The sequence below is a fragment of the Promicromonospora sp. MS192 genome (assembly GCF_049532985.1).
Lineage (GTDB): Bacteria > Actinomycetota > Actinomycetes > Actinomycetales > Cellulomonadaceae > Promicromonospora.
Genome location: NZ_CP186693.1, coordinates 5,862,146 through 5,880,766 on the forward strand (window position 1 = coordinate 5,862,146; position 18,621 = coordinate 5,880,766).

Annotated in this window: 19 protein-coding genes; 15 read left to right on the forward strand and 4 right to left on the reverse strand. The window is 71.5% G+C overall.

What is annotated here, in order from left to right:
* The 13 genes from ACO229_RS26185 (at position 1) to nucS (ending at position 10,787) form a co-directional block, all read left to right on the forward strand.
* Positions 1-708: an L-threonylcarbamoyladenylate synthase gene (locus ACO229_RS26185; RefSeq protein WP_397415196.1), complete on the forward strand. Its 708-nt coding sequence runs from the start codon at positions 1-3 to the stop codon at positions 706-708.
* Positions 705-1,943 (forward strand): MraY family glycosyltransferase, encoded by a 1,239-nt coding sequence (locus ACO229_RS26190; RefSeq protein ID WP_397432892.1) that lies wholly within the window; start codon positions 705-707, stop codon positions 1,941-1,943. The genes ACO229_RS26185 and ACO229_RS26190 overlap by 4 nt, the downstream gene beginning before the upstream one ends.
* The gene (locus ACO229_RS26195; protein WP_397432891.1) at positions 1,940-2,389 is read left to right on the forward strand and encodes a hypothetical protein; all 450 of its coding nucleotides are present in this window, start codon (positions 1,940-1,942) and stop codon (positions 2,387-2,389) included. Before ACO229_RS26190 ends, ACO229_RS26195 begins: the two co-directional genes overlap by 4 nt.
* Positions 2,390-2,525: 136 nt before the next feature.
* The gene (gene atpB / locus ACO229_RS26200; RefSeq protein WP_397414960.1) at positions 2,526-3,419 is read left to right on the forward strand and encodes a F0F1 ATP synthase subunit A; all 894 of its coding nucleotides are present in this window, start codon (positions 2,526-2,528) and stop codon (positions 3,417-3,419) included.
* Positions 3,420-3,548: 129 nt separating this feature from the next.
* Positions 3,549-3,785, forward strand: a complete 237-nt coding sequence (locus ACO229_RS26205) for an ATP synthase F0 subunit C (protein WP_192861434.1) — start codon at positions 3,549-3,551, stop codon at positions 3,783-3,785.
* On the forward strand, positions 3,785-4,375 hold the full coding sequence (locus tag ACO229_RS26210; protein ID WP_397414963.1) for a F0F1 ATP synthase subunit B: 591 nt from the start codon (positions 3,785-3,787) through the stop codon (positions 4,373-4,375). The genes ACO229_RS26205 and ACO229_RS26210 overlap by 1 nt, the downstream gene beginning before the upstream one ends.
* Positions 4,375-5,187: a F0F1 ATP synthase subunit delta gene (locus ACO229_RS26215; protein ID WP_423463241.1), complete on the forward strand. Its 813-nt coding sequence runs from the start codon at positions 4,375-4,377 to the stop codon at positions 5,185-5,187. Before ACO229_RS26210 ends, ACO229_RS26215 begins: the two co-directional genes overlap by 1 nt.
* A gap of 56 nt (positions 5,188-5,243) precedes the next feature.
* Complete coding sequence (gene atpA / locus ACO229_RS26220) at positions 5,244-6,869, forward strand: F0F1 ATP synthase subunit alpha (protein ID WP_397414969.1); 1,626 nt, start codon at positions 5,244-5,246, stop codon at positions 6,867-6,869.
* Positions 6,870-6,871: 2 nt separating this feature from the next.
* Positions 6,872-7,765, forward strand: coding sequence for a F0F1 ATP synthase subunit gamma (locus ACO229_RS26225; RefSeq protein WP_397414972.1), 894 nt, complete (start codon positions 6,872-6,874; stop codon positions 7,763-7,765).
* Between the two features lie 57 nt (positions 7,766-7,822).
* A complete protein-coding gene (atpD, locus tag ACO229_RS26230; RefSeq protein ID WP_397414975.1) occupies positions 7,823-9,304 on the forward strand; it encodes a F0F1 ATP synthase subunit beta in 1,482 nt (493 codons plus the stop codon).
* 88 nt (positions 9,305-9,392) lie between these two features.
* Complete coding sequence (locus ACO229_RS26235; protein ID WP_253837753.1) at positions 9,393-9,653, forward strand: F0F1 ATP synthase subunit epsilon; 261 nt, start codon at positions 9,393-9,395, stop codon at positions 9,651-9,653.
* A gap of 13 nt (positions 9,654-9,666) precedes the next feature.
* Positions 9,667-10,092 (forward strand): DUF2550 domain-containing protein, encoded by a 426-nt coding sequence (locus tag ACO229_RS26240; RefSeq protein WP_397414979.1) that lies wholly within the window; start codon positions 9,667-9,669, stop codon positions 10,090-10,092.
* Positions 10,092-10,787: an endonuclease NucS gene (gene nucS, locus ACO229_RS26245; RefSeq protein WP_397432889.1), complete on the forward strand. Its 696-nt coding sequence runs from the start codon at positions 10,092-10,094 to the stop codon at positions 10,785-10,787. Before ACO229_RS26240 ends, nucS begins: the two co-directional genes overlap by 1 nt.
* 480 nt (positions 10,788-11,267) lie before the next feature.
* On the opposite strand, the gene ACO229_RS26250 is transcribed toward nucS, so the two are convergent.
* Genes ACO229_RS26250 through ACO229_RS26265 form a run of 4 tightly spaced genes read right to left on the reverse strand, consistent with a single transcriptional unit; the run spans position 11,268 to position 16,438 of the window.
* Positions 11,268-13,304, reverse strand: a complete 2,037-nt coding sequence (locus ACO229_RS26250; RefSeq protein WP_423463242.1) for a beta-galactosidase — start codon at positions 13,302-13,304, stop codon at positions 11,268-11,270.
* Between the two features lie 34 nt (positions 13,305-13,338).
* Positions 13,339-14,235: a carbohydrate ABC transporter permease gene (locus tag ACO229_RS26255; protein ID WP_423463243.1), complete on the reverse strand. Its 897-nt coding sequence runs from the start codon at positions 14,233-14,235 to the stop codon at positions 13,339-13,341.
* Positions 14,235-15,128, reverse strand: a complete 894-nt coding sequence (locus tag ACO229_RS26260) for a carbohydrate ABC transporter permease (protein ID WP_397432885.1) — start codon at positions 15,126-15,128, stop codon at positions 14,235-14,237. The genes ACO229_RS26255 and ACO229_RS26260 overlap by 1 nt, the downstream gene beginning before the upstream one ends.
* Positions 15,129-15,133: 5 nt before the next feature.
* A complete protein-coding gene (locus ACO229_RS26265; RefSeq protein ID WP_423463244.1) occupies positions 15,134-16,438 on the reverse strand; it encodes an ABC transporter substrate-binding protein in 1,305 nt (434 codons plus the stop codon).
* A gap of 262 nt (positions 16,439-16,700) precedes the next feature.
* Between ACO229_RS26265 and ACO229_RS26270 the strand changes: the two genes are divergently transcribed.
* Complete coding sequence (locus tag ACO229_RS26270; RefSeq protein ID WP_423463245.1) at positions 16,701-17,969, forward strand: N-acetylglucosamine-6-phosphate deacetylase; 1,269 nt, start codon at positions 16,701-16,703, stop codon at positions 17,967-17,969.
* A 25-nt stretch (positions 17,970-17,994) separates the two neighbouring features.
* Positions 17,995-18,615 (forward strand): DUF402 domain-containing protein, encoded by a 621-nt coding sequence (locus ACO229_RS26275; protein WP_423463246.1) that lies wholly within the window; start codon positions 17,995-17,997, stop codon positions 18,613-18,615.
* Positions 18,616-18,621: the final 6 nt, after the last annotated feature.

Consider the following 18,621-nt stretch of genomic DNA (forward strand, 5'->3'; position numbering starts at 1 on the left):
GTGCCTGTGCAGCCCGTGCTCGACGCCACCGACCCCCAGACCTGGGGCCCCGCGATCGACGAGGCAGTGAATGCGATCTCCCGGGGCGGCCTCGTGGTCCTGCCCACCGACACCGTGTACGGCATCGGTGCCGACGCGTTCGACAAGGAGGCGGTGGCCGCGCTCCTGGCGGCCAAGGGCCGCGGCCGGCAGATGCCGCCGCCCGTCCTGGTGGGGGAGGTGGCCACCCTCGACGGCCTGGCCACCGACGTGCCCGAGGACGCCCGCCGCCTGGTCGACGCGTTCTGGCCCGGCGGGTTCACCGTGATCCTGCGCGCGCAGCCCTCGCTGCAGTGGGACCTCGGCGACACGGGTGGCACGGTGGCGCTGCGCATGCCGGACCACCCGGCGGCACTGGCCCTGCTCAAGCGCACCGGCCCGCTGGCCGTCTCCAGCGCCAACAAGTCCGGCAGCCCGGCCGCGCAGGACGTGGCCGACGCGGAGCGTCAGCTCGGTGCGTCCGTGGCGGTCTACCTGGACGGCGGAGAGGCGCCCGGCGGCGTCGCCTCCACGATCGTGGACGCCACCGGCCCCACGCTGCGCGTCGTGCGCGAGGGCGCGGTCTCGCTCGACGAGCTGCGCCGGGTGGCCGACGTCGAGGGTCTTCAGGCGACGCCCGAGGAGGGACCGGAGCCTGCCGCGGCGGGTGAGCCGGAGGACGACGAGTGAGGGTGTACCTGCTCCTGATGCTCGTGGCCGCCGCGGTCACGTTCCTGACGACGCCCTTTGCCCGGTGGGTGGCGCTGAAGACCTCGGCCATCTCGGCCGTCCGGGCCCGTGACGTGCACCTCGTGCCCACCCCGCGCCTGGGCGGGCTGGCCATGCTGATCGGCATCGTGGTCGCCGTGCTGCTGGCCTCCCAGATGCCGTTCCTCTCGGGGGTGTTCGACGCCCGGCAGGTCTCGCAGGTGTGGGGCATCGTGGGCGGCGCGGCGATCGTGTGCGCCCTGGGCTGGGCCGACGACAAGTGGGACCTCGACTGGGTGACCAAGCTGGCCGGCCAGGTGCTGGCGGCGGGGTTCATGGCGCTGCAGGGCGTGCAGCTCATCACGCTGCCGATCGCGGGGACGACCATCCCCTCCTCGCGCATGTCGCTCGCCGCGACCGTCCTGGTGGTCGTGGTCGCGATGAACGCCGTGAACTTCGTGGACGGGCTCGACGGGCTGGCCGCCGGCATCATCGCCATCGGCGGGACCGCCTTCTTCCTCTACACCTACCGGCTGACGGCGGAGGCCACGCCGGACGACTTCGCGAGCCTCGCCTCGCTCATGCTGGCCGTGCTCGTCGGTGCCTGTGTCGGGTTCCTGCCCCACAACTTCTTCCCGTCACGCATCTTCATGGGCGACGCCGGCTCCATGCTCATCGGCCTCGTCATGGCCGGCGCCGCGATCACCGTGACGGGCAACGTCCAGCCGGAGGTCATGACCGGCGCGCAGGCCCTGCCGGCGTTCATCCCGCTGCTGCTGCCGGTGGCGGTGCTCATGCTCCCGCTGCTCGACATGGGGCTGGCCGTCATCCGGCGGCTGGCCGCTGGCAAGTCGCCCATGGCACCCGACCGCATGCACCTGCACCACCGCATGCTGGCCCTCGGCCACTCGCACCGCCGCGCCGTGGTGATCCTGTACGTCTGGACCGCCGTGTTCGCGTTCAGCGCCGCGGCGCTGGTGCTGTGGGACTGGGAGATCGTGCTCGTCTGGACCGGCGTGTTCGTGGTGCTGGCGCTGCTGGCCACGCTCGGCCCGCTGCGCCACCGGGGCCGCTTCCTGGACGACGACGTTGCGCTGTCCGGCCAGGTCCCCAAGGTCCCGGCCGGGGTCGGGGCCGGGACCCCCGTGACCGCGCAGTCCGCACCGCAGGGCGGCGTCCGCCCCGGTGCCACCACCATCAAGGAGACCATCGAATGACCGAGCACGTACCCGACGCCCCCCACGCCGCACGCGGCGCCGAGCAGGCGATGCTGCGCACCGCCCTGCGCGACAGCCTCGTCCTGGTGGCCGGGCTCGCCGTGCTGGGGTCGCTCGCGGGGCTGCTGATCGCGGGCCTGCCGGGTCTCTGGGGCGGCCTGATCGGTGCCGCCCTGGCCGCGTTCTTCTGCGGCGCCACGGTGCTGTCGATGCTCTGGACCGTGGGCAAGGGCGCGGTCACGATGGGCGCCGTCGTGATGGGCGGGTGGATCGCCAAGATGGTCGTGCTCGTCGTGGTCATGGCGGTGCTGACGCGCTTCGACTTCTACGACCGCATCGTCCTGTTCGTGGTGCTGCTGCTGGGCGCCGTCGGCTCGGCGCTGCTCGACTACCGGGCAGTCAGGAACGCCCGCGTCCCCTACGTCGAGCCGGGCGCGGGCGCCTGACGGGCCGTCGTGGGGCGCAGCGGACCGGTCCCGAGGTTGCGCAATAAGTCACAAGGGGCCGTGCCATGCCGTTCCGCGGCCAGATTCACGCGGGACATAGGTTAGGCTTACGACGAATCCATGACGGCCAGGCCCGATGGCGCGCCCGTTCCGCCCCTTTGCGGTGACGCGCGCAGGGCCTAATGACCACCTGGGAGTCCTCCTGTCCACGTATGCGACGTCCGTAATCCTCGCCGCCACAGAAGGCCACGAGGGTGAGGGCGGCTTCCACACGCCGTCGATCGCCGACTTCTTCCCGTCAGGCATCCTCTTCGAGGGCACCATCTTCCAGATCGACCGCATCTGGATCATCCGCATCATCGCCACGCTGGTGCTGCTGTCGGTCTTCGTGATCGCCGCGCGCCGCGCCAAGGTGGTGCCGGGCCGCTTCCAGGCCGGTGTCGAGTTCCTCCTGGACTTCGTCCGGGTGCAGATCGGCGAGGAGATCCTGGGCAAGGAGAACGCCCGGCGTTTCGTGCCCATGCTCACCACTATCTTTCTGACCATCCTGGCGTTCAACGTCACGAGCGTGATACCGGGCCTGAACCTGGCCGGTACCTCCCGGATCGGCGTCCCGCTGCTCCTCGCGCTCTGGGTGTTCGTCACCTACTGGGCGGTCGGCATCCGCAAGCACGGTCTGGGCGGGTACCTCAAGGCGAACCTCTTCCCGCCGGGGGTGCCGTGGCCGATCTACTTCATCCTGACGCCGATCGAGCTGCTGCAGCTCCTGGTCATCCGGCCGGGTTCGCTGGCGGTCCGACTGGTGGCCAACATGGTCGCGGGCCACATCATGCTCGTGCTCTGCTTCGCCGCCACCCAGTTCTTCCTGATCGACTCGGCCGGCTCCGGCCTGATGGCGTTCGGGGTGCTGACCCTCCCGGCAGGCATCTTCGTGACGCTGTTCGAACTTCTGGTCGCGTTCCTGCAGGCGTACATCTTCGCCCTGCTGGCCGCGGTCTACATCAACATGTCGCTGGAGGAGGAGCACTGACGGTGCTCGTTCCTCCGGGCGGCGCTGCATAGCTTCACCTGGAAAACCCGCGACGGGCGCACCAGCGCCTTCGCACACCACGCGACGCCGGACCACACCGGTCCGGCGCCCAACGGAAGGAAGACGTACGTGGACGCCATCACTCTCGCCGAGGTCACCGGTAACCTGAACGCTGTCGGCTACGGCCTCGCCGCCACCGGCCCGGGTATCGGTCTCGGCATCCTGATCGGCAAGACCATCGAGGGCATGGCTCGCCAGCCCGAGGTCGCCGGCCAGCTCCGCGCCACCATGTTCCTCGGTGTCGCCTTCGTCGAGGTGCTCGCGCTTCTCGGCCTGGTTGCCGGCTTCCTCTTCCCCGCCGCGTGATGGCTGCGCTCCCGAGCGCTGCCGCCGTCATGGCAGCAGAAGAGGAGCCCGCGGGCATCGACCTGTTCCTGCCCGCTGGCTACGACCTGCTCTGGTCGGCCGTGATCCTCGTGGTCATCGCCGCCGTGTTCTACAAGCTCGTGCTGCCCCGCATGAACGCGGTGCTCGACGAGCGTGCCGCCCTCATCGAAGGTGGCATCGAGAAGGCCGAGGCCGCGCAGAAGCAGGCCGACGAGGCGCTGGCGCAGCAGCAGCAGCTGCTCGCCGAGGCTCGGGCCGACGCCGCGCAGGTCCGTGAGGAGGCGCGTGCCGAGGGCACGGCCATCGTCAAGGAGCTGCGGGCCAAGGCGAACGAGGAGGCGGAGCGCATCACGGAGACGGCGCACCGCCAGATCGAGGCCGAGCGGCAGTCCGCCGTGGTCTCCCTGCGCACCGAGGTCGGGTCGCTCGCGACCGAGCTCGCGTCGAAGATCGTGGGCGAGTCCCTCGAGGACTCGGCCCGGCAGTCCCGTGTGGTGGACCGCTTCCTCGACGAGCTCGAGGCGAGCCAGTCCGTCGCGAGCAGCAGCCCGGCAAGCAAGGAGGCGTGATGCGGGGAACGAGCGGGGCATCGCTGAAGGAGGCGCAGGAGCGCTTCGAGCCGGTGCTGCGTGCCGCGGGTGCGGACGCGCTGAGCCTGGGCGAGCAGCTGCTCACCCTGGTGTCCGCGCTGGACGACTCGGCCGCGCTGCGCCGCTCGCTCGCCGATCCGTCGCGTGAGGGCGAGGCCAAGGCCGGCCTGGTGGCCAACCTGCTGAACGGCTTCGACGAGCGCGTGGTGGACCTGGTGTCCGGCATGGTCCGGGCCCGCTGGGCGGGCGACGCGGACCTGGCCGACGCCGTCGAGCGCCTCGGCGTGGACGCCGTGCTGGCGTCCGCCGAGGCGCGCGGCGCGCTGGAGACCGTGGAGGACGAGCTGTTCCGCCTCACGCGGGCCCTGGACGGCCAGCGGGAGGCCAAGCAGATCCTCTCGGACGGCACCACGGCGCCCGAGCGCCGGGTGGCTCTCGTGGACGCGCTGGTCGCCGGCAAGGTGGACACCGTGACCCAGAGCCTGGCTCGGCGGGCGACCTCGTCGCTGCGCGGCCGGCGCTTCGTGCAGACGCTCGGCTGGTTCGGCGACATCGCGGCGGAACGCCGCAAGCGGCTCGTCGCCACCGTGACCAGCGCGACGGTCCTGACCCGCGAGCAGGAGCAGCGCCTCGGCGCGGTGCTCGAGCGCTCGTACGGCCGGCCGGTGCAGCTGAACGTCACGGTGGACCCGGCCATCGTCGGGGGCATGCGCATCCAGGTCGGCGCGGACGTCGTCGACTCCACCGTCCTGTCGCGCCTTGCTGACGCGTCGCGTCGTCTGGCCGGCTGAAAACGTGAACAAGAACCTTCCGCCGCGGCTCTCGCGGCCACGACAGGAGAAGAGCAATGGCTGAGCTGACGATCCGGCCGGACGAGGTCCGCGCCGCACTGGACAGCTTCGTGAAGGCCTACGAGCCCCAGGAAGCTGCCGCCGAGGAGGTGGGCCGCGTCGCGTACGCCGCGGACGGCATCGCCCGCGTCGAGGGCCTCCCGGGCGTGATGGCCAACGAGCTGCTGCGCTTCGAGGACGGCACGCTCGGCCTCGCGCAGAACCTGGACGTCCGGGAGATCGGTGTCGTCGTCCTCGGCGAGTTCACCGGTATCGAGGAGGGCCAGGAGGTCCGCCGCACGGGTGACGTGCTGTCGGTGCCGGTGGGCGAGGGCTACCTCGGCCGCGTCGTCGACCCGCTGGGCAACCCGGTGGACGGCCTCGGCGCCATCGAGACCGAGGGCACGCGTGCCCTGGAGCTGCAGGCGCCGGGCGTCATGCAGCGCAAGTCGGTGCACGAGCCCCTGCAGACGGGCATCAAGGCGATCGACTCGATGATCCCGATCGGCCGTGGTCAGCGTCAGCTGATCATCGGCGACCGCCAGACCGGCAAGACGGCGATCGCGGTCGACACCATCATCAACCAGAAGGCGAACTGGGAGAGCGGCGACCCGACCAAGCAGGTCCGCTGCATCTACGTCGCCGTCGGCCAGAAGGGCTCGACCATCGCCTCGGTGCGTGGCGCGCTCGAGGAGGCCGGCGCCCTGGAGTACACGACGATCGTCGCGGCTCCGGCGTCCGACCCGGCCGGCTTCAAGTACCTGGCCCCGTACACCGGCTCGGCCATCGGCCAGCACTGGATGTACTCGGGCAAGCACGTCCTGATCATCTTCGACGACCTGTCGAAGCAGGCCGAGGCCTACCGTGCCGTGTCGCTGCTGCTGCGCCGTCCGCCGGGCCGCGAGGCCTACCCGGGTGACGTCTTCTACCTGCACTCCCGCCTGCTGGAGCGTTGCGCCAAGCTGAGCGACGAGCTGGGTGCGGGTTCGATGACCGGTCTGCCGATCATCGAGACCAAGGCGAACGACGTGTCGGCGTACATCCCGACGAACGTCATCTCCATCACCGACGGTCAGATCTTCCTGCAGTCCGACCTGTTCAACGCCGACCAGCGTCCCGCCGTGGACGTCGGTATCTCGGTGTCGCGAGTCGGTGGTGACGCGCAGATCAAGGCGATGAAGAAGGTCTCCGGCACGCTGAAGCTGGAGCTGGCGCAGTTCCGGTCGCTCGAGGCGTTCGCGATGTTCGCGTCCGACCTGGACGCGTCCTCGCGTGCCCAGCTGCAGCGCGGTGCCGTGCTGACCGAGCTGCTCAAGCAGCCGCAGTACACGCCGTACGCGGTCGAGGACCAGGTCGCCATGGTGTGGGCCGGGACCAAGGGCAAGCTCGACGACGTCCCGGTCGAGGACGTGCGGCGCTTCGAGTCCGAGCTGCTGGACCACCTGCGGCGCAAGACCGACGTGCTGCCGACCATCCTGGAGACGGGAAAGCTGGAGGCGGACACGGAGGAGGCGCTCGGCGCCGCCGTGGACGACTTCCGGGCCGGATTCCAGCGCGGTGACGGCACGGCGCTCGTCGGCGGCGACGTCGAGGGCGATGTGGACGTCCAGCAGGAGCAGATCGTCGTCAAGAAGAAGGCCTGACCGTGGCCGGTGGAGCTCAGCGCGTCTACAAGGCGCGGATCAAGTCGACGCAGTCGCTGAAGAAGATCTTCCGCGCGCGCGAGCTGATCGCGGCTTCCCGCATCGGCAAGGCCCGGGCGGCGGCCGCGGCGGCGGCACCGTACGCGCAGGCGATCACCCGTGCGGTGTCCGCCGTGGCGTCGCACACCGACGTCGACCACCCGCTCACGCGGGAGGAGGGCGGCAACCGCGTCGCCGTGCTCGTGGTGTCCTCGGACTCCGGCATGGCCGGCTCGTACCCGATGGCGATCGTCCGTGAGGCCGAGAAGCTCGTCGGGCAGCTCACGTCCGAGGGCAAGGAGGTCCTGCTCTACGTGGCCGGCCGCCGTGCCATCGCGTACTACGCCTTCCGTGGGCGGGAGCTGACCAAGACCTGGTCCTACGGGTCGGAGAAGCCGACGCCGGAGGCCGCCGAGGACATCGCCGAGACGCTGCTGGAGGTGTTCCTCGCGGACGAGCCGGAGGGTGGCGTCAGCGAGCTGCACGTGGTCTCCACGCAGTTCGTCAACATGGTGACCCAGCGGACCCGGGTGGTGCGCATGCTGCCGCTCGAGGTGGTCGAGGGTGTGAGCGAGGCCGACGAGCACGAGGCCCTGCCGCTCTACGACTTCGAGCCGTCTCCCGAGGCGGTCCTCGACGAGCTGCTCCCGCGGTACGTGCAGCAGCGCATCTACGCGATGCTGCTCGACGCCGCGGCCTCCGAGCTCGCCGCCCGCCAGCGTGCCATGCACACGGCGACGGACAACGCCGAGGACCTGATCCGCACGTACACCCGACTGGCCAACCAGGCCCGCCAGGCCGACATCACCCAGGAGATCAGCGAGATCGTCTCCGGTGCCGACGCCCTGGCGTCCTGAACAGACCGAACAGACTCCCCGCCGGAGGACCCTCCGGCCCACCGAAGCGAGGCAAGTATGACCGCCACCACCGTGGAAGCCACGGTCGAGCACACGAGCGGCCCCGGCACCGGCCGGGTCGCCCGGGTGATCGGCCCTGTCGTGGACATCGAGTTCCCCGAGGACGCGATCCCCGACATCTACAACGCGCTCACCGTCGAGATCGACCTGTCGAACCAGGGCGAGAGCGAGAACAAGTTCACGCTGACCCTCGAGGTCGAGCAGCACCTGGGTGACTCCCTGGTGCGCGCCATCGCGCTCAAGCCGACCGACGGCCTGGTCCGCGGCGCCGTGGTGACCGACACGGGCGCTCCCATCTCCGTGCCCGTCGGTGACATCACCAAGGGCAAGGTCTTCAACGTCACCGGTGAGGTGCTGAACCTCGCCGAGGGCGAGCGCTTCGAGGTCACCGAGCGCTGGCCGATCCACCGCAAGCCGCCGGCCTTCGACCAGCTCGAGTCGAAGACCCAGATGTTCGAGACGGGCATCAAGTCGATCGACCTGCTGACCCCGTACGTGCAGGGTGGCAAGATCGGCCTCTTCGGTGGTGCGGGCGTCGGCAAGACGGTCCTCATCCAGGAGATGATCCAGCGCGTGGCGCAGGACCACGGTGGTGTGTCGGTGTTCGCCGGTGTCGGCGAGCGCACCCGTGAGGGCAACGACCTCATCGGCGAGATGGAGGAGGCGGGCGTCTTCGACAAGACGGCGCTCGTGTTCGGCCAGATGGACGAGCCGCCGGGCACGCGTCTGCGCGTCGCCCTGTCGGCGCTGACGATGGCGGAGTACTTCCGCGACGTGCAGCAGCAGGACGTGCTGCTGTTCATCGACAACATCTTCCGCTTCACGCAGGCCGGTTCCGAGGTCTCCACGCTGCTCGGCCGCATGCCGTCCGCCGTGGGCTACCAGCCGAACCTGGCCGACGAGATGGGCCTCCTCCAGGAGCGCATCACCTCGACGCGTGGTCACTCCATCACGTCGCTGCAGGCCATCTACGTGCCCGCCGACGACTACACCGACCCGGCCCCGGCCACGACGTTCGCCCACCTGGACGCCACGACCGAGCTCTCGCGCGAGATCGCGTCGAAGGGTCTGTACCCGGCGATCGACCCGCTGGCCTCGACGTCCCGCATCCTCGACCCGCGCTACGTGGGCCAGGAGCACTACGACGTCGCGACCCGCGTGAAGTCGATCCTGCAGCGCAACAAGGAGCTGCAGGACATCATCGCCATCCTCGGTGTGGACGAGCTCTCGGAAGAGGACAAGACGGTCGTCGCGCGTGCGCGTCGCATCGAGCAGTTCCTCTCCCAGAACACCTACATGGCCGAGAAGTTCACGGGTGTGGTGGGCTCGACGGTGCCTCTGTCGGAGACCATCGAGGCATTCAAGAAGATCGCGGACGGCGAGTTCGACCACATCGCCGAGCAGGCCTTCTACAACATCGGTGGACTCGAGATGCTCGAGGAGAACTGGGCCCGTATCCAGAAGGAGTACGGGGCCTGACGCCTCGGACGTTCCCGGTGCGTGACGCCGCCCTCCGGGGCACCCTCGCGGGGGCGGCGTCACGCCCGCTACATCGGAAGGAGCTCTCGTGGCAGAGCTGAGCGTGGACCTCGTGTCCCGCGACCGTAAGGTCTGGAGCGGTGCGGCGGTCCAGGTGAGCGCACCGTCCGCGGACGGTCAGGTGGGCATCCTGGCGAACCACACGCCGCTGCTCGCCGTGCTGCGCCCGGGCACGGTCAAGGTGGAGACGACGTCGGGGACGGCCCTGGAGGCCCAGGTCACCGGCGGTTTCGTCTCCGTGGACGACAACCTCGTCACCCTCGTGGTCGACGAGATCTCCCTGGTCTGAGGGAGGGGCGCGAGTGCCGGGCGTCATATGGATCGCGATAGCGGTGCTCGGCGCGCTCGCGCTCGTGCTCGCGGCGGGCATCTCCCGGCTGCGGGCGCTCTCCCGCAGGGTGGGCTCGTTCAGCTGCAACGCCCGGCCGGCCGGTAACCCCGAGGGTTCCTGGACGCCGGGCATCGCCCAGTACGCGGTGGGCCGGATCGAGTGGTGGCGGTGCTGGTCGCTGGCGCCCCGTCCGGCCCGCACGTGGTACCGCGAGCGGCTGACGGTCACGGGCCGCACCCCGCTGGACCCCGACGAGCGTGGTCAGGGCGACCACTACCTCGTGCAGTGCCGGTACGACGGGCTCGACTTCGAGCTCGACCTCGCCGCCGGCGACTACTTCGGCCTCGCCTCCTGGCTCGAGGCCGCCCCTCCCGGACGACAGGATCTGGTTCTCTGATGCGGCTGGTCGTCGCCGACTGCTCCGCCCTCTACACGGGCCGCCTGACCGCGATGCTGCCGCAGGCGACGCGCCTGCTCGTGGTCAAGGCCGACGGAAGCGTGCTCATCCACTCCGACGGCGGCTCGTACAAGCCGCTGAACTGGATGAGCCCGCCCTGCACGCTCGCGGTGCGCGAGCCCTCCGCGGAGGCCGCCGAGCGCGGCGTCACCGAGGTGTGGACCGTCCAGCACGCCAAGTCGGACGACCGCCTCGAGGTGGAGCTCTTCACCGTGCACCACGACTCGGCCCACGACCTGGGTATCGACCCGGGCCTCGTGAAGGACGGCGTGGAGGCGCACCTCCAGGAGCTGCTCGCCGAGCAGATCGCGCTGCTCGGCGACGGCCACACCCTGGTGCGCCGCGAGTACCCGACCGCCATCGGTCCCGTGGACATCCTCGCGCGCGACGCCGACGGCGCCACGGTCGCGGTGGAGATCAAGCGCCGCGGCGACATCGACGGCGTCGAGCAGCTCACGCGCTACCTGGACCTGCTGAACCGCGACCCGCTGCTGGCGCCGGTCCGCGGCGTCTACGCGGCCCAGGAGATCAAGCCGCAGGCGCGGGTCCTGGCCAAGGACCGCGGTATCGCGACCCTCCTGCTGGACTACGACGCCATGCGCGGCGTCGACGACCCGACCTCGCGCCTCTTCTGATCCGTGCCGGCTGCTCCTGACCCGTGCCGGCGGCATCTGATCCGTGCCGGCTGCTCCTGACCCGTGCCGGCGGCATCTGACCCGTGCCGGCCGCTCCTGATCGGCGCCGGCGGCACCTGATCCGTGCCCGCCGCTCCTGATCCGCGACCGCGGTTTCTGACTCGTGCCGGCGGTTTCTGACTCGCGACCGCGGCCGGACGTGCGGCCGGAGGCCTGAGGTGAGGGGAGCCCGAAGGTGCCCCGCGGAGGTGTGTTGCAGGCAGTAGACAACGTCTACACGGGGTAACACGCCTCCGCGGGGCACCTTCTCGCCGGCCCCGGCCCGGCCTGGCTTCGGCCCGGCTTCGGCCCGGCTTCGGCCTGGCTTCGGCCTGGCTTCGGCCCGGGACGGCTTCGGCCCGGGACGGCTGGCGAGGCGAGGCCTCCCCGAACCGGGCACCGTGACCGGCACGGGGACGATCCTGCACGGAACCGTGCCGGTCAGCCCGCGGGCAGCGGTTCCACCGTCCACGTGGCGCCCGGCGCCTCGCGGACGACGGCGTACCCGCCCGGCGTGACGACGACACCCCGATCGGTCGAGGTGCCGGACACGAGGTCGTGCCCCGCCCCGGTGACCCGTAGCGGCCGCTCCCCGTGGTGCAGCAGGAAGAGGTAGGTGGCCGCCGCGCCGCGTCGCCGGACGGCTTCCAGCCCGGTGCCGACCGCCTCGGGTACGACCGCGCGCACGTCCCGCTCGGCCAGCACCGCCCCGACGAACGTGTCCCACGACTCCTGGACGAGCCCCGCCGAGACGTACACGGCGGCCCCGTCCCCGACGGCGTGGCGGGTGACCGCGGGCGAGCCGGCGAGCGGGCCCTCGGCGTACCGTGCCACGACGTCCGCGCCGGTCGCTTCCAGACGCTCGGTCCACTGGGCGACGACCGAGCCGTCGTCCAGCTCCTGGGTGTCTCCGGGCGCCAGCGGCAGATGCTCGGTGACGCGGACGCCCAGCAGGTCCCGCAGCAGCCCGGGGTAGCCGCCGGGGACCACGCGCTGGTACTCGTCCGCGACGCCGGTGAACCGGCCGACGACCAGGTGCCCGCCGTTCTCGGCGTACCGGGTCAGCCAGGCCGCGGTCGCGGCGTCCAGCGCCATGAGGGTCGGTACGAACAGCACCCGGTACCGCGCGACGTCGGCCCCGGACCGCACGAAGTCGACGGCCACGCCGGCGCGCCAGAGCGCCCGGTGGGTGGCCCGGACCTCTGCCGCGTAGTCGAGGTCGTCGTTCGGCAGGTGCGGCGTCTCGAGCGACCACCAGCCCTCGGCGTCCCACAGGATCGCGACGTCGGCGGCCACGACCGGCCCGTCGTCGGGCGGCGTCGCGATCTCCTGGAGGCGGCCCAGCACGGTGCCCAGCTCGACGACGCCCTCGTACGTGCGGCTGCGCGGCCCGGCGTGCGGCACCATCGCGCTGTGCCACGTCTCGGAGCCACCGGCAGACGCCCGCCACTGGAAGAACAGCGCGCCCTGGGACCCGCGCGCGACGTAGCCGAGCGAGTTGCGGATCATGCGGTCGGGGTCCTTGAACACCTGCCGCCGCCCCTGCCGGATACCGGAGGCGCTCTGTTCCATCAGCAGCCACGGCCCCCCGCCCCAGGACCGGGTCAGGTCGGCGCCGTAGGCGACGTGCGCCTCGCCGTCGGGGCCCGGTGTGTCGAGGTAGTGGTCCACGGAGACGAGGTCGAGCCGGTCGCTCCAGTCCCACTGGTCGAGGTGGTTCCACGTGGGCAGCATGAAGTTCGTCGTGACGGGCGCGGTGGAGCCGGCCGCACGGATCTCGTCGCGCTGCTCGGTGAAGGCGGCGAGCATCTCGGCGGAGCAGAACCGCTTGAAGTCCACGAGCTGGGCCGGGTTGTGCAGGTACTGCGTGGCGCGGGGCGGCACGATCTCGTCCCAGTCGTCGTACCGCTGGGACCAGAAGGCCGTGTACCAGGCGTCGTTCAGGGCCTCGAGCGTGCCGTACCGGGCGCGCAGCCAGCGCCGGAAGGCGGCTGCCGCGTGCGGGCCGTGGTCGATCGTGCCGTACTCGTTGTGCACGTGCCAGCCCCGTAGCCGCGGGTGGTCGCCGTACCGCTCCGCGAGGAACCGGGCCACGCGCCGTGCGGCCTCGCGGTAGGCGGGGGCGCTGATCGCGTAGGTGTCGCGCGACCCGTGCCAGAGCTGCGTGCCGTCGGCGCGCACCGGCAGCGCGTCGGGGTGGGCGCGGGTGAACCACGGCGGCGGGGAGGCGGTGGGCGTGGCCAGGAAGAACCCGATCTCGTTCGCGTCCAGGAGCGCCACCACGTCGTCCAGCCAGCCGGGCTCGAACTCGCCCTCCCGGGGCTCCAGGGCGGCCCAGGAGAACACCCCGATGGTCACCGTGTTCACGCCCGCCCGGCGCATCAGGGCCATGTCCTGCGCCCAGACGTCCCGGGGCCACTGCTCGGGGTTGTAGTCGCCGCCGAACAGCAGGCGCGCGGGATCGAAGGGGGCCGTCATGGTCGCTCCTCGGGTCGGTGGTGCGCGGCGGCGCTCATCCCTTGAGCCCGCCGCTGATCAGGTCGAGACGCCAGTAGCGCTGCAGCACGAGCATCATCACCACCAGCGGGATGATCGCCACGGCCGAGCCGATGATCGCGAGGGTGTAGAGCGACGGCGTCCCGGACCCCTTGGACAGCAGCGTGTACAGGCCCACGGTCAGCGGGTACATCCGCTCGTCGGACAGCATGATGAACGGCAGCAGGAAGTTGTTCCAGATGCCGACGAACTGCAGCAGGAAGACCGTCACCATGCCCGGGACCATCATCGGCAGGGCCACGGAGACGAAGATCCGGGCGTCTCCGGCGCCGTCGATCCGGGCCGCCTCCATCGTCTCCGTGGGCACCGCCGACGCGGCGTAGACGCGGGCGAGGAAGATGCCGAAGGGGGAGATGAGGCACGGCAGGAGCACCGACCAGTAGGTGCCGGCCAGGCCGATCTTCGACATCAGCAGGTACTGCGGCACGGCCAGCGTGATGCCGGGCAGCAGCACGCCGCCGAGGATCGCGTAGAACGCGGCCTGCCGCCCCGGGAAGTCGTACTTGGCGAGCGCGTACCCCGCCATCGTCGAGACCAGCGTGCAGGCGGCGGCGCCGACCCCCGCGAACAGAAGGCTGTTCAGGGCCCACTGCGCGTACTGGCCGTCGCCGTAGGCGAACAGGTCGCGCAGGTTGTCGAGCAGCCCGGTGCCCGGTAGGAAGGTGAAGGTCGAGAAGAGCTCGGAGCTCGACTTGGTCGAGGCGACCAGCACCCAGACCACGGGCACGAGGCAGTACAGCGCGCCGAGGAACAGGGCGATGCTGGGCAGCACGGCCCCGCGGCGTCGGGCACGCGGACGGTCGGCGGCGAGCGGCCGGGTGCCCACGGGCCGGGGTGCGGTGACGGTGCTCATCAGGACTCCCCGAACGAACGCTTCTGCGTCATGCGCAGCAGGACGAGCGACACGACCAGCGTGCCGAGGGCGAGGGCGACCGACGACGCCGCGGCCAGCGACAGGTCGTCCCGGGTGAAGGCGTCGCGGTAGATCAGCATGAGCGGCACCCAGGTCTGCGAGATCTCGCTCGTCATCGGGCGCAGCGTGGTGGGCTCGCCGTACACCTGGAGCGTGCCGATGAGGGCGAACAGACCGGTCAGGACCAGGGCCGGCCCGACGAGCGGGATCTTGATCCGGAAGGCGATGTCCCACTCGCCGGCACCGTCGAGCCGGGCGGCCTCGTACACGTCCGCGGGGATCCCCCGCAGGGACGTGTACAGGATGATCATGTTGAACCCGACCCCGCCCCAGATCGCGATGTTCGCGATCGAGGGGAACAGCATCCCGCCGTGCAGCGCGTCCACGCCCGGCAGGCCGAGCCGGTCGAGGATCCAGTTGCCGGGACTCGTGGAGGGCAGGTAGAGGAAGCCCCACAGGAGCGTCGCCACGACACCCGGCACGGCGTACGGGATGAAGATCGCGGTACGGCTGAACCGCGCGCCCCGCACGCGGGGCAGGTCGAGCAGCAGCGCGAACGTGAGCGCGAGCCCGAGGGTGAGGGGCACGGCGATGATCCCGTAGATCCCGAGCCGGCCGAACCCCGCGAGGAGCTCGGGGTCGGTGAACGCGGTGACGTAGTTGTCCAGCCCCACCCAGGACTCCTGGCGGACGCCGAAGGGCCCGCCGCCCGAGACCCGCATGCCGCGGAAGCTCAGGTAGACGGCGTAGCCGATCGGGATCGCGAGGAACGCGACGAACAGCACCGCCGCGGGCAGGAGGAAGAGGACCGGGGCTCCCCAGCGCCTGCGCACGGCGGTCACTTCTGCGTGACCTCGAAGCCGGTGGTGGTCATGTCGTCGACCACCTCGGCCTCGGTCGCGGTCAGGGCGTCGCGCAGCGGCGTGCCGCCCGTGACGGCCGCCGACATCGCGTCCTGGAAGGCGCTGGAGGCGACGTTCACGTTGGGCCCCCAGCTGATCTCCGGGATCGTGTCCTGCGTGATCTGGGCGGCGGTCTGCCAGTAGTCGTCCTGCTCGGGCATGAGCAGCGGCGGGTCGCTCTCCAGCGTCAGCTCCTGCCCGGCCAGGGACGCCGGGTACTGGCCCTGCTCGATCTGCGCCGCGGAGGCCTCGTCGGCGGTGCCCATCCACCGGGCGAACTCGGCGGCCGCCTCGGCGTGCTCGGTGGACGTCGTCACCACGACCGCGGACCCGCCCTGGAACCCGACGGCCGGGTCGCCCTCCGTCCACTGCGGCAGCGGGGCCATCGCCCAGTCGCCCGCGCTCTCCTCGGCGACGCCGTAGAGCACCCCGGCGGCCCAGAGGCCGGCCGGCCAGGAGAGCACCTGACCCTTGTTGACCTGGGCGTTCCACTCGGGGGTCAGGAGCGGCTCGGCCAGCACGAGGTCCCGGTCGATCAGGTCCTGCCAGTAGTCGGCGACCGCCACCGAGGCCTCGTCGTCGAAGTCCACGGTCCATGCGTCGCCGTCGACCGACCACCACTCGGCGCCGGCCTGCTGCGCCAGCCCGGCGAACCCGCCGAACTCCGCCGGGGCGAACGTCGTGAGGTACGTGTCGGGGTCGGCCTCGTGGACCTGCTCGGCGGCCTCGGCGAACTCCTTCCACGTGGTCGGCACCTCGATGCCGAGCTCCTCGAACCGCGCCTTGTTGTAGGTGAGAGCCTGCGGGCCGGCGTCCTGCGGCACCCCGTAGGTGGCGCCGTCGAACGTGACCTGGCTCCACACGCCCGGGGCGAACTCCTGGTCGAGCCCGTCCACGTGCTCGGAGATGTCGGCGGCGACGCCCGCGACGATCATCGCCGGCAGGGTGTTGTACTCGACGATGGCGACGTCGGGGGCGTTGCCGCCGCGGGTCGCGGTCACGAGCTTGGCGGAGGAGTCGGTCCCGCCGCCGGCGTCGGTCCGCTTCACCTGGATGTCGGGGTGGGCGGCGTTCCAGGCGTCGACCATGGGTTGCTGTGCGGTGCCCCACGCCCAGTACTCGAGGGTGACGGGGCCGTCGTCACCGGCGTCGCCGCCGGAGGCCGCGCCCGACGAGCAGGCGGCGAGGGTGAGGGCGAGGGCCGAGACGGTGGCCGCGAGCGAGACAGTCCTTCGCATCATTCACATCTTCCTTGACGTGTCCGACGAACCACCGCGCCGTCATGGCGAAGCGCTTCGATGATGGGCGTCATCATTTCCGGACGAAACTCGGCCTGTCAAGGCTTGGTAAAACAGGGGAACCCGGGTGGTGAGCATCCGGGCCTTGCTTCAGGTGTGACTATTGCAGGCCGGTTCAGTCGAAGCGGTTCCGCCCGGCAGGGGCGTCCCGCCGCAGATCGGGGCGGCTGGGGAGCACCCGCCGGACGCTGGCAGGATGTTCCGCATGACTGAACCCCTCGTCGTACGTGGCCGCCTGGTCCAGCCGTCCGCGGTGGTGGACGACGGCGTCGTCGTCGCCTCGGGCGGACGCGTCACGTTCGCCGGCTCGATGGCCGAGGCCGCGGCTGCGGGCCTCGGGCCCGACGTCGACCGGGTGCCGCCCGCCCCCGGGACGTACGTGCTGCCGGGGCTCGTGGACCTGCACAACCACGGCGGTGGCGGCGCCTCGTTCCCCGACGCGGGCTCCGCCGACGAGGCGATGGCGGGCGTGCTGGAACACCGGCGCCACGGCACGACGACGCTGCTCGCGTCGCTCGTGACGGCCCAGCCGGACGTGCTGCTGCGCCGCGCGGCGGTGCTGGCCGAGCTGGCCACGGCCGGTGAGATCGAGGGGATCCACGCCGAAGGGCCGTTCCTCTCGCACCGGCGCCGAGGCGCGCACAACCCGGCTGACCTGCAAGAAGGCAGCGTCGACCTGGTCCGCGACCTGGTCCGGGCGGCCCGCGGCAGCCTGCGCACCATGACCGTGGCACCCGAGGTGCCCGGGGTGACCGGCCCCGGCGGCGTGGCCGAGGCACTGACCGCGGCCGGTGTGCTGCCGTCCCTCGGGCACACCGACGGCAGCACCGAGCAGGCCGAGGCGCTGATCGAGCAGGTGACGGCGGCGCTCGCAGGCGGTACCCGGGGCCCGATGACGGCCACGCACCTGTTCAACGGCATGCGCCCCCTGCACCACCGGGTGCCGGGACCGATCGCCGCGTGCCTGGCGGCGGCGGCCCGGGGCGACATGGTGGTCGAGCTCATCGGTGACGGCGTGCACCTCGACGCCGCCACCGTGCGCTCGGTGTTCGGCATGGTGGGTGCGGACCACGTGGCGCTCGTCACCGACGCGATGGCGGCGGCCGGGGTGGCCGACGGCCGGTACGAGCTGGGGCCGATGTCCGTGGAGGTGCGCGAGGGTGTCGCCCGCGTCGTCACGGAGGCCCAGGCCGCTCCCGAGGAGGGGCCGATCGCGGGCGGCACCGCCCACCTGGTCGACGTGGTGCGGTGCGCCGTGCGGGGCGGCGTCCCGCTGGTGGACGCCGTGCGGTCCGCCACCGTGGTGCCCGCCGGTGTGCTGGGGCTGGCCGGCGAGGTCGGCACCCTGGTGCCGGGCGCCCGCGCCGACGTACTGGTCACGGACGCCGATCTGCGTCCGGTACGGGTGCTGCGGCACGGCGTCGACGTCGCCGTCGGGTCGGACGCTGTTGACATCGATGTCGCCGGCGCGTAACGCCGCGCTGTTAGCGTTCGGAGGTATGACGCCTCCCGTGTTCCAGCCCGGCCAGACCGTCGTGCGCCGCGAGATCATGCGGGGCGAGCCGTGGATCGCGATCCCGCAGGTCTGCGTCCAGGACGACGGCGACCTGCTGGTCACCTACACGCCCGGTGGCACCCCGATGGTGTACCCGGGCTCCGGCACGTTCCCGGTGGGGGAGCACCCCTGGAAGCTCGCGGGCAGCACCCACTGGCGGGGCCACGGGCGGCTGGAGCTGCACTGGGCCGGCGTGGAGCACTCCCTCTTCCTGTTCTGGGACGGCCCGCAGCGTGCCTTCCAGGGCTGGTACTTCAACCTCGAGGACGCGCCCCGGCGGACGCCGATGGGGTTCGACACGCTCGACCACGAGCTGGACGTCTGGTGGGGAGCCGACGCCGAGACCTACGAGTTCAAGGACGTCGCCGAGTTCGAGGAGACGGGCCCCGCGCGCTACCCCGGCCGGATGGCGCAGATCCGCGCGGAGGGTGCCCGGATCGCCGGGCTGCTGGATGCCGGCGAGCTCTGGTGGGACAAGGCCTGGGCCGACTGGACGCCGGACCCGGCGTGGCAGCCGCGCGAGGTGCCCGAGGGCTGGGAGGGCGTGCCGTTCGAGGTGCGCTGAGCGGCC

Coding starts and splice junctions, on each gene's coding strand:
- nucS (WP_397432889.1), top strand. CDS start 10,092: ATGCGGCTGGTCGTCGCCGACTGCTCCGCCCTCTACACGGGCCGCCTG.
- ACO229_RS26265 (WP_423463244.1), bottom strand. CDS start 16,438: ATGATGCGAAGGACTGTCTCGCTCGCGGCCACCGTCTCGGCCCTCGCC.
- ACO229_RS26195 (WP_397432891.1), top strand. CDS start 1,940: ATGACCGAGCACGTACCCGACGCCCCCCACGCCGCACGCGGCGCCGAG.
- ACO229_RS26215 (WP_423463241.1), top strand. CDS start 4,375: ATGCGGGGAACGAGCGGGGCATCGCTGAAGGAGGCGCAGGAGCGCTTC.
- ACO229_RS26210 (WP_397414963.1), top strand. CDS start 3,785: ATGGCTGCGCTCCCGAGCGCTGCCGCCGTCATGGCAGCAGAAGAGGAG.
- ACO229_RS26250 (WP_423463242.1), bottom strand. CDS start 13,304: ATGACGGCCCCCTTCGATCCCGCGCGCCTGCTGTTCGGCGGCGACTAC.
- ACO229_RS26275 (WP_423463246.1), top strand. CDS start 17,995: ATGACGCCTCCCGTGTTCCAGCCCGGCCAGACCGTCGTGCGCCGCGAG.
- atpD (WP_397414975.1), top strand. CDS start 7,823: ATGACCGCCACCACCGTGGAAGCCACGGTCGAGCACACGAGCGGCCCC.
- ACO229_RS26255 (WP_423463243.1), bottom strand. CDS start 14,235: ATGAGCACCGTCACCGCACCCCGGCCCGTGGGCACCCGGCCGCTCGCC.
- ACO229_RS26270 (WP_423463245.1), top strand. CDS start 16,701: ATGACTGAACCCCTCGTCGTACGTGGCCGCCTGGTCCAGCCGTCCGCG.
- atpB (WP_397414960.1), top strand. CDS start 2,526: ATGGCGCGCCCGTTCCGCCCCTTTGCGGTGACGCGCGCAGGGCCTAAT.
- atpA (WP_397414969.1), top strand. CDS start 5,244: ATGGCTGAGCTGACGATCCGGCCGGACGAGGTCCGCGCCGCACTGGAC.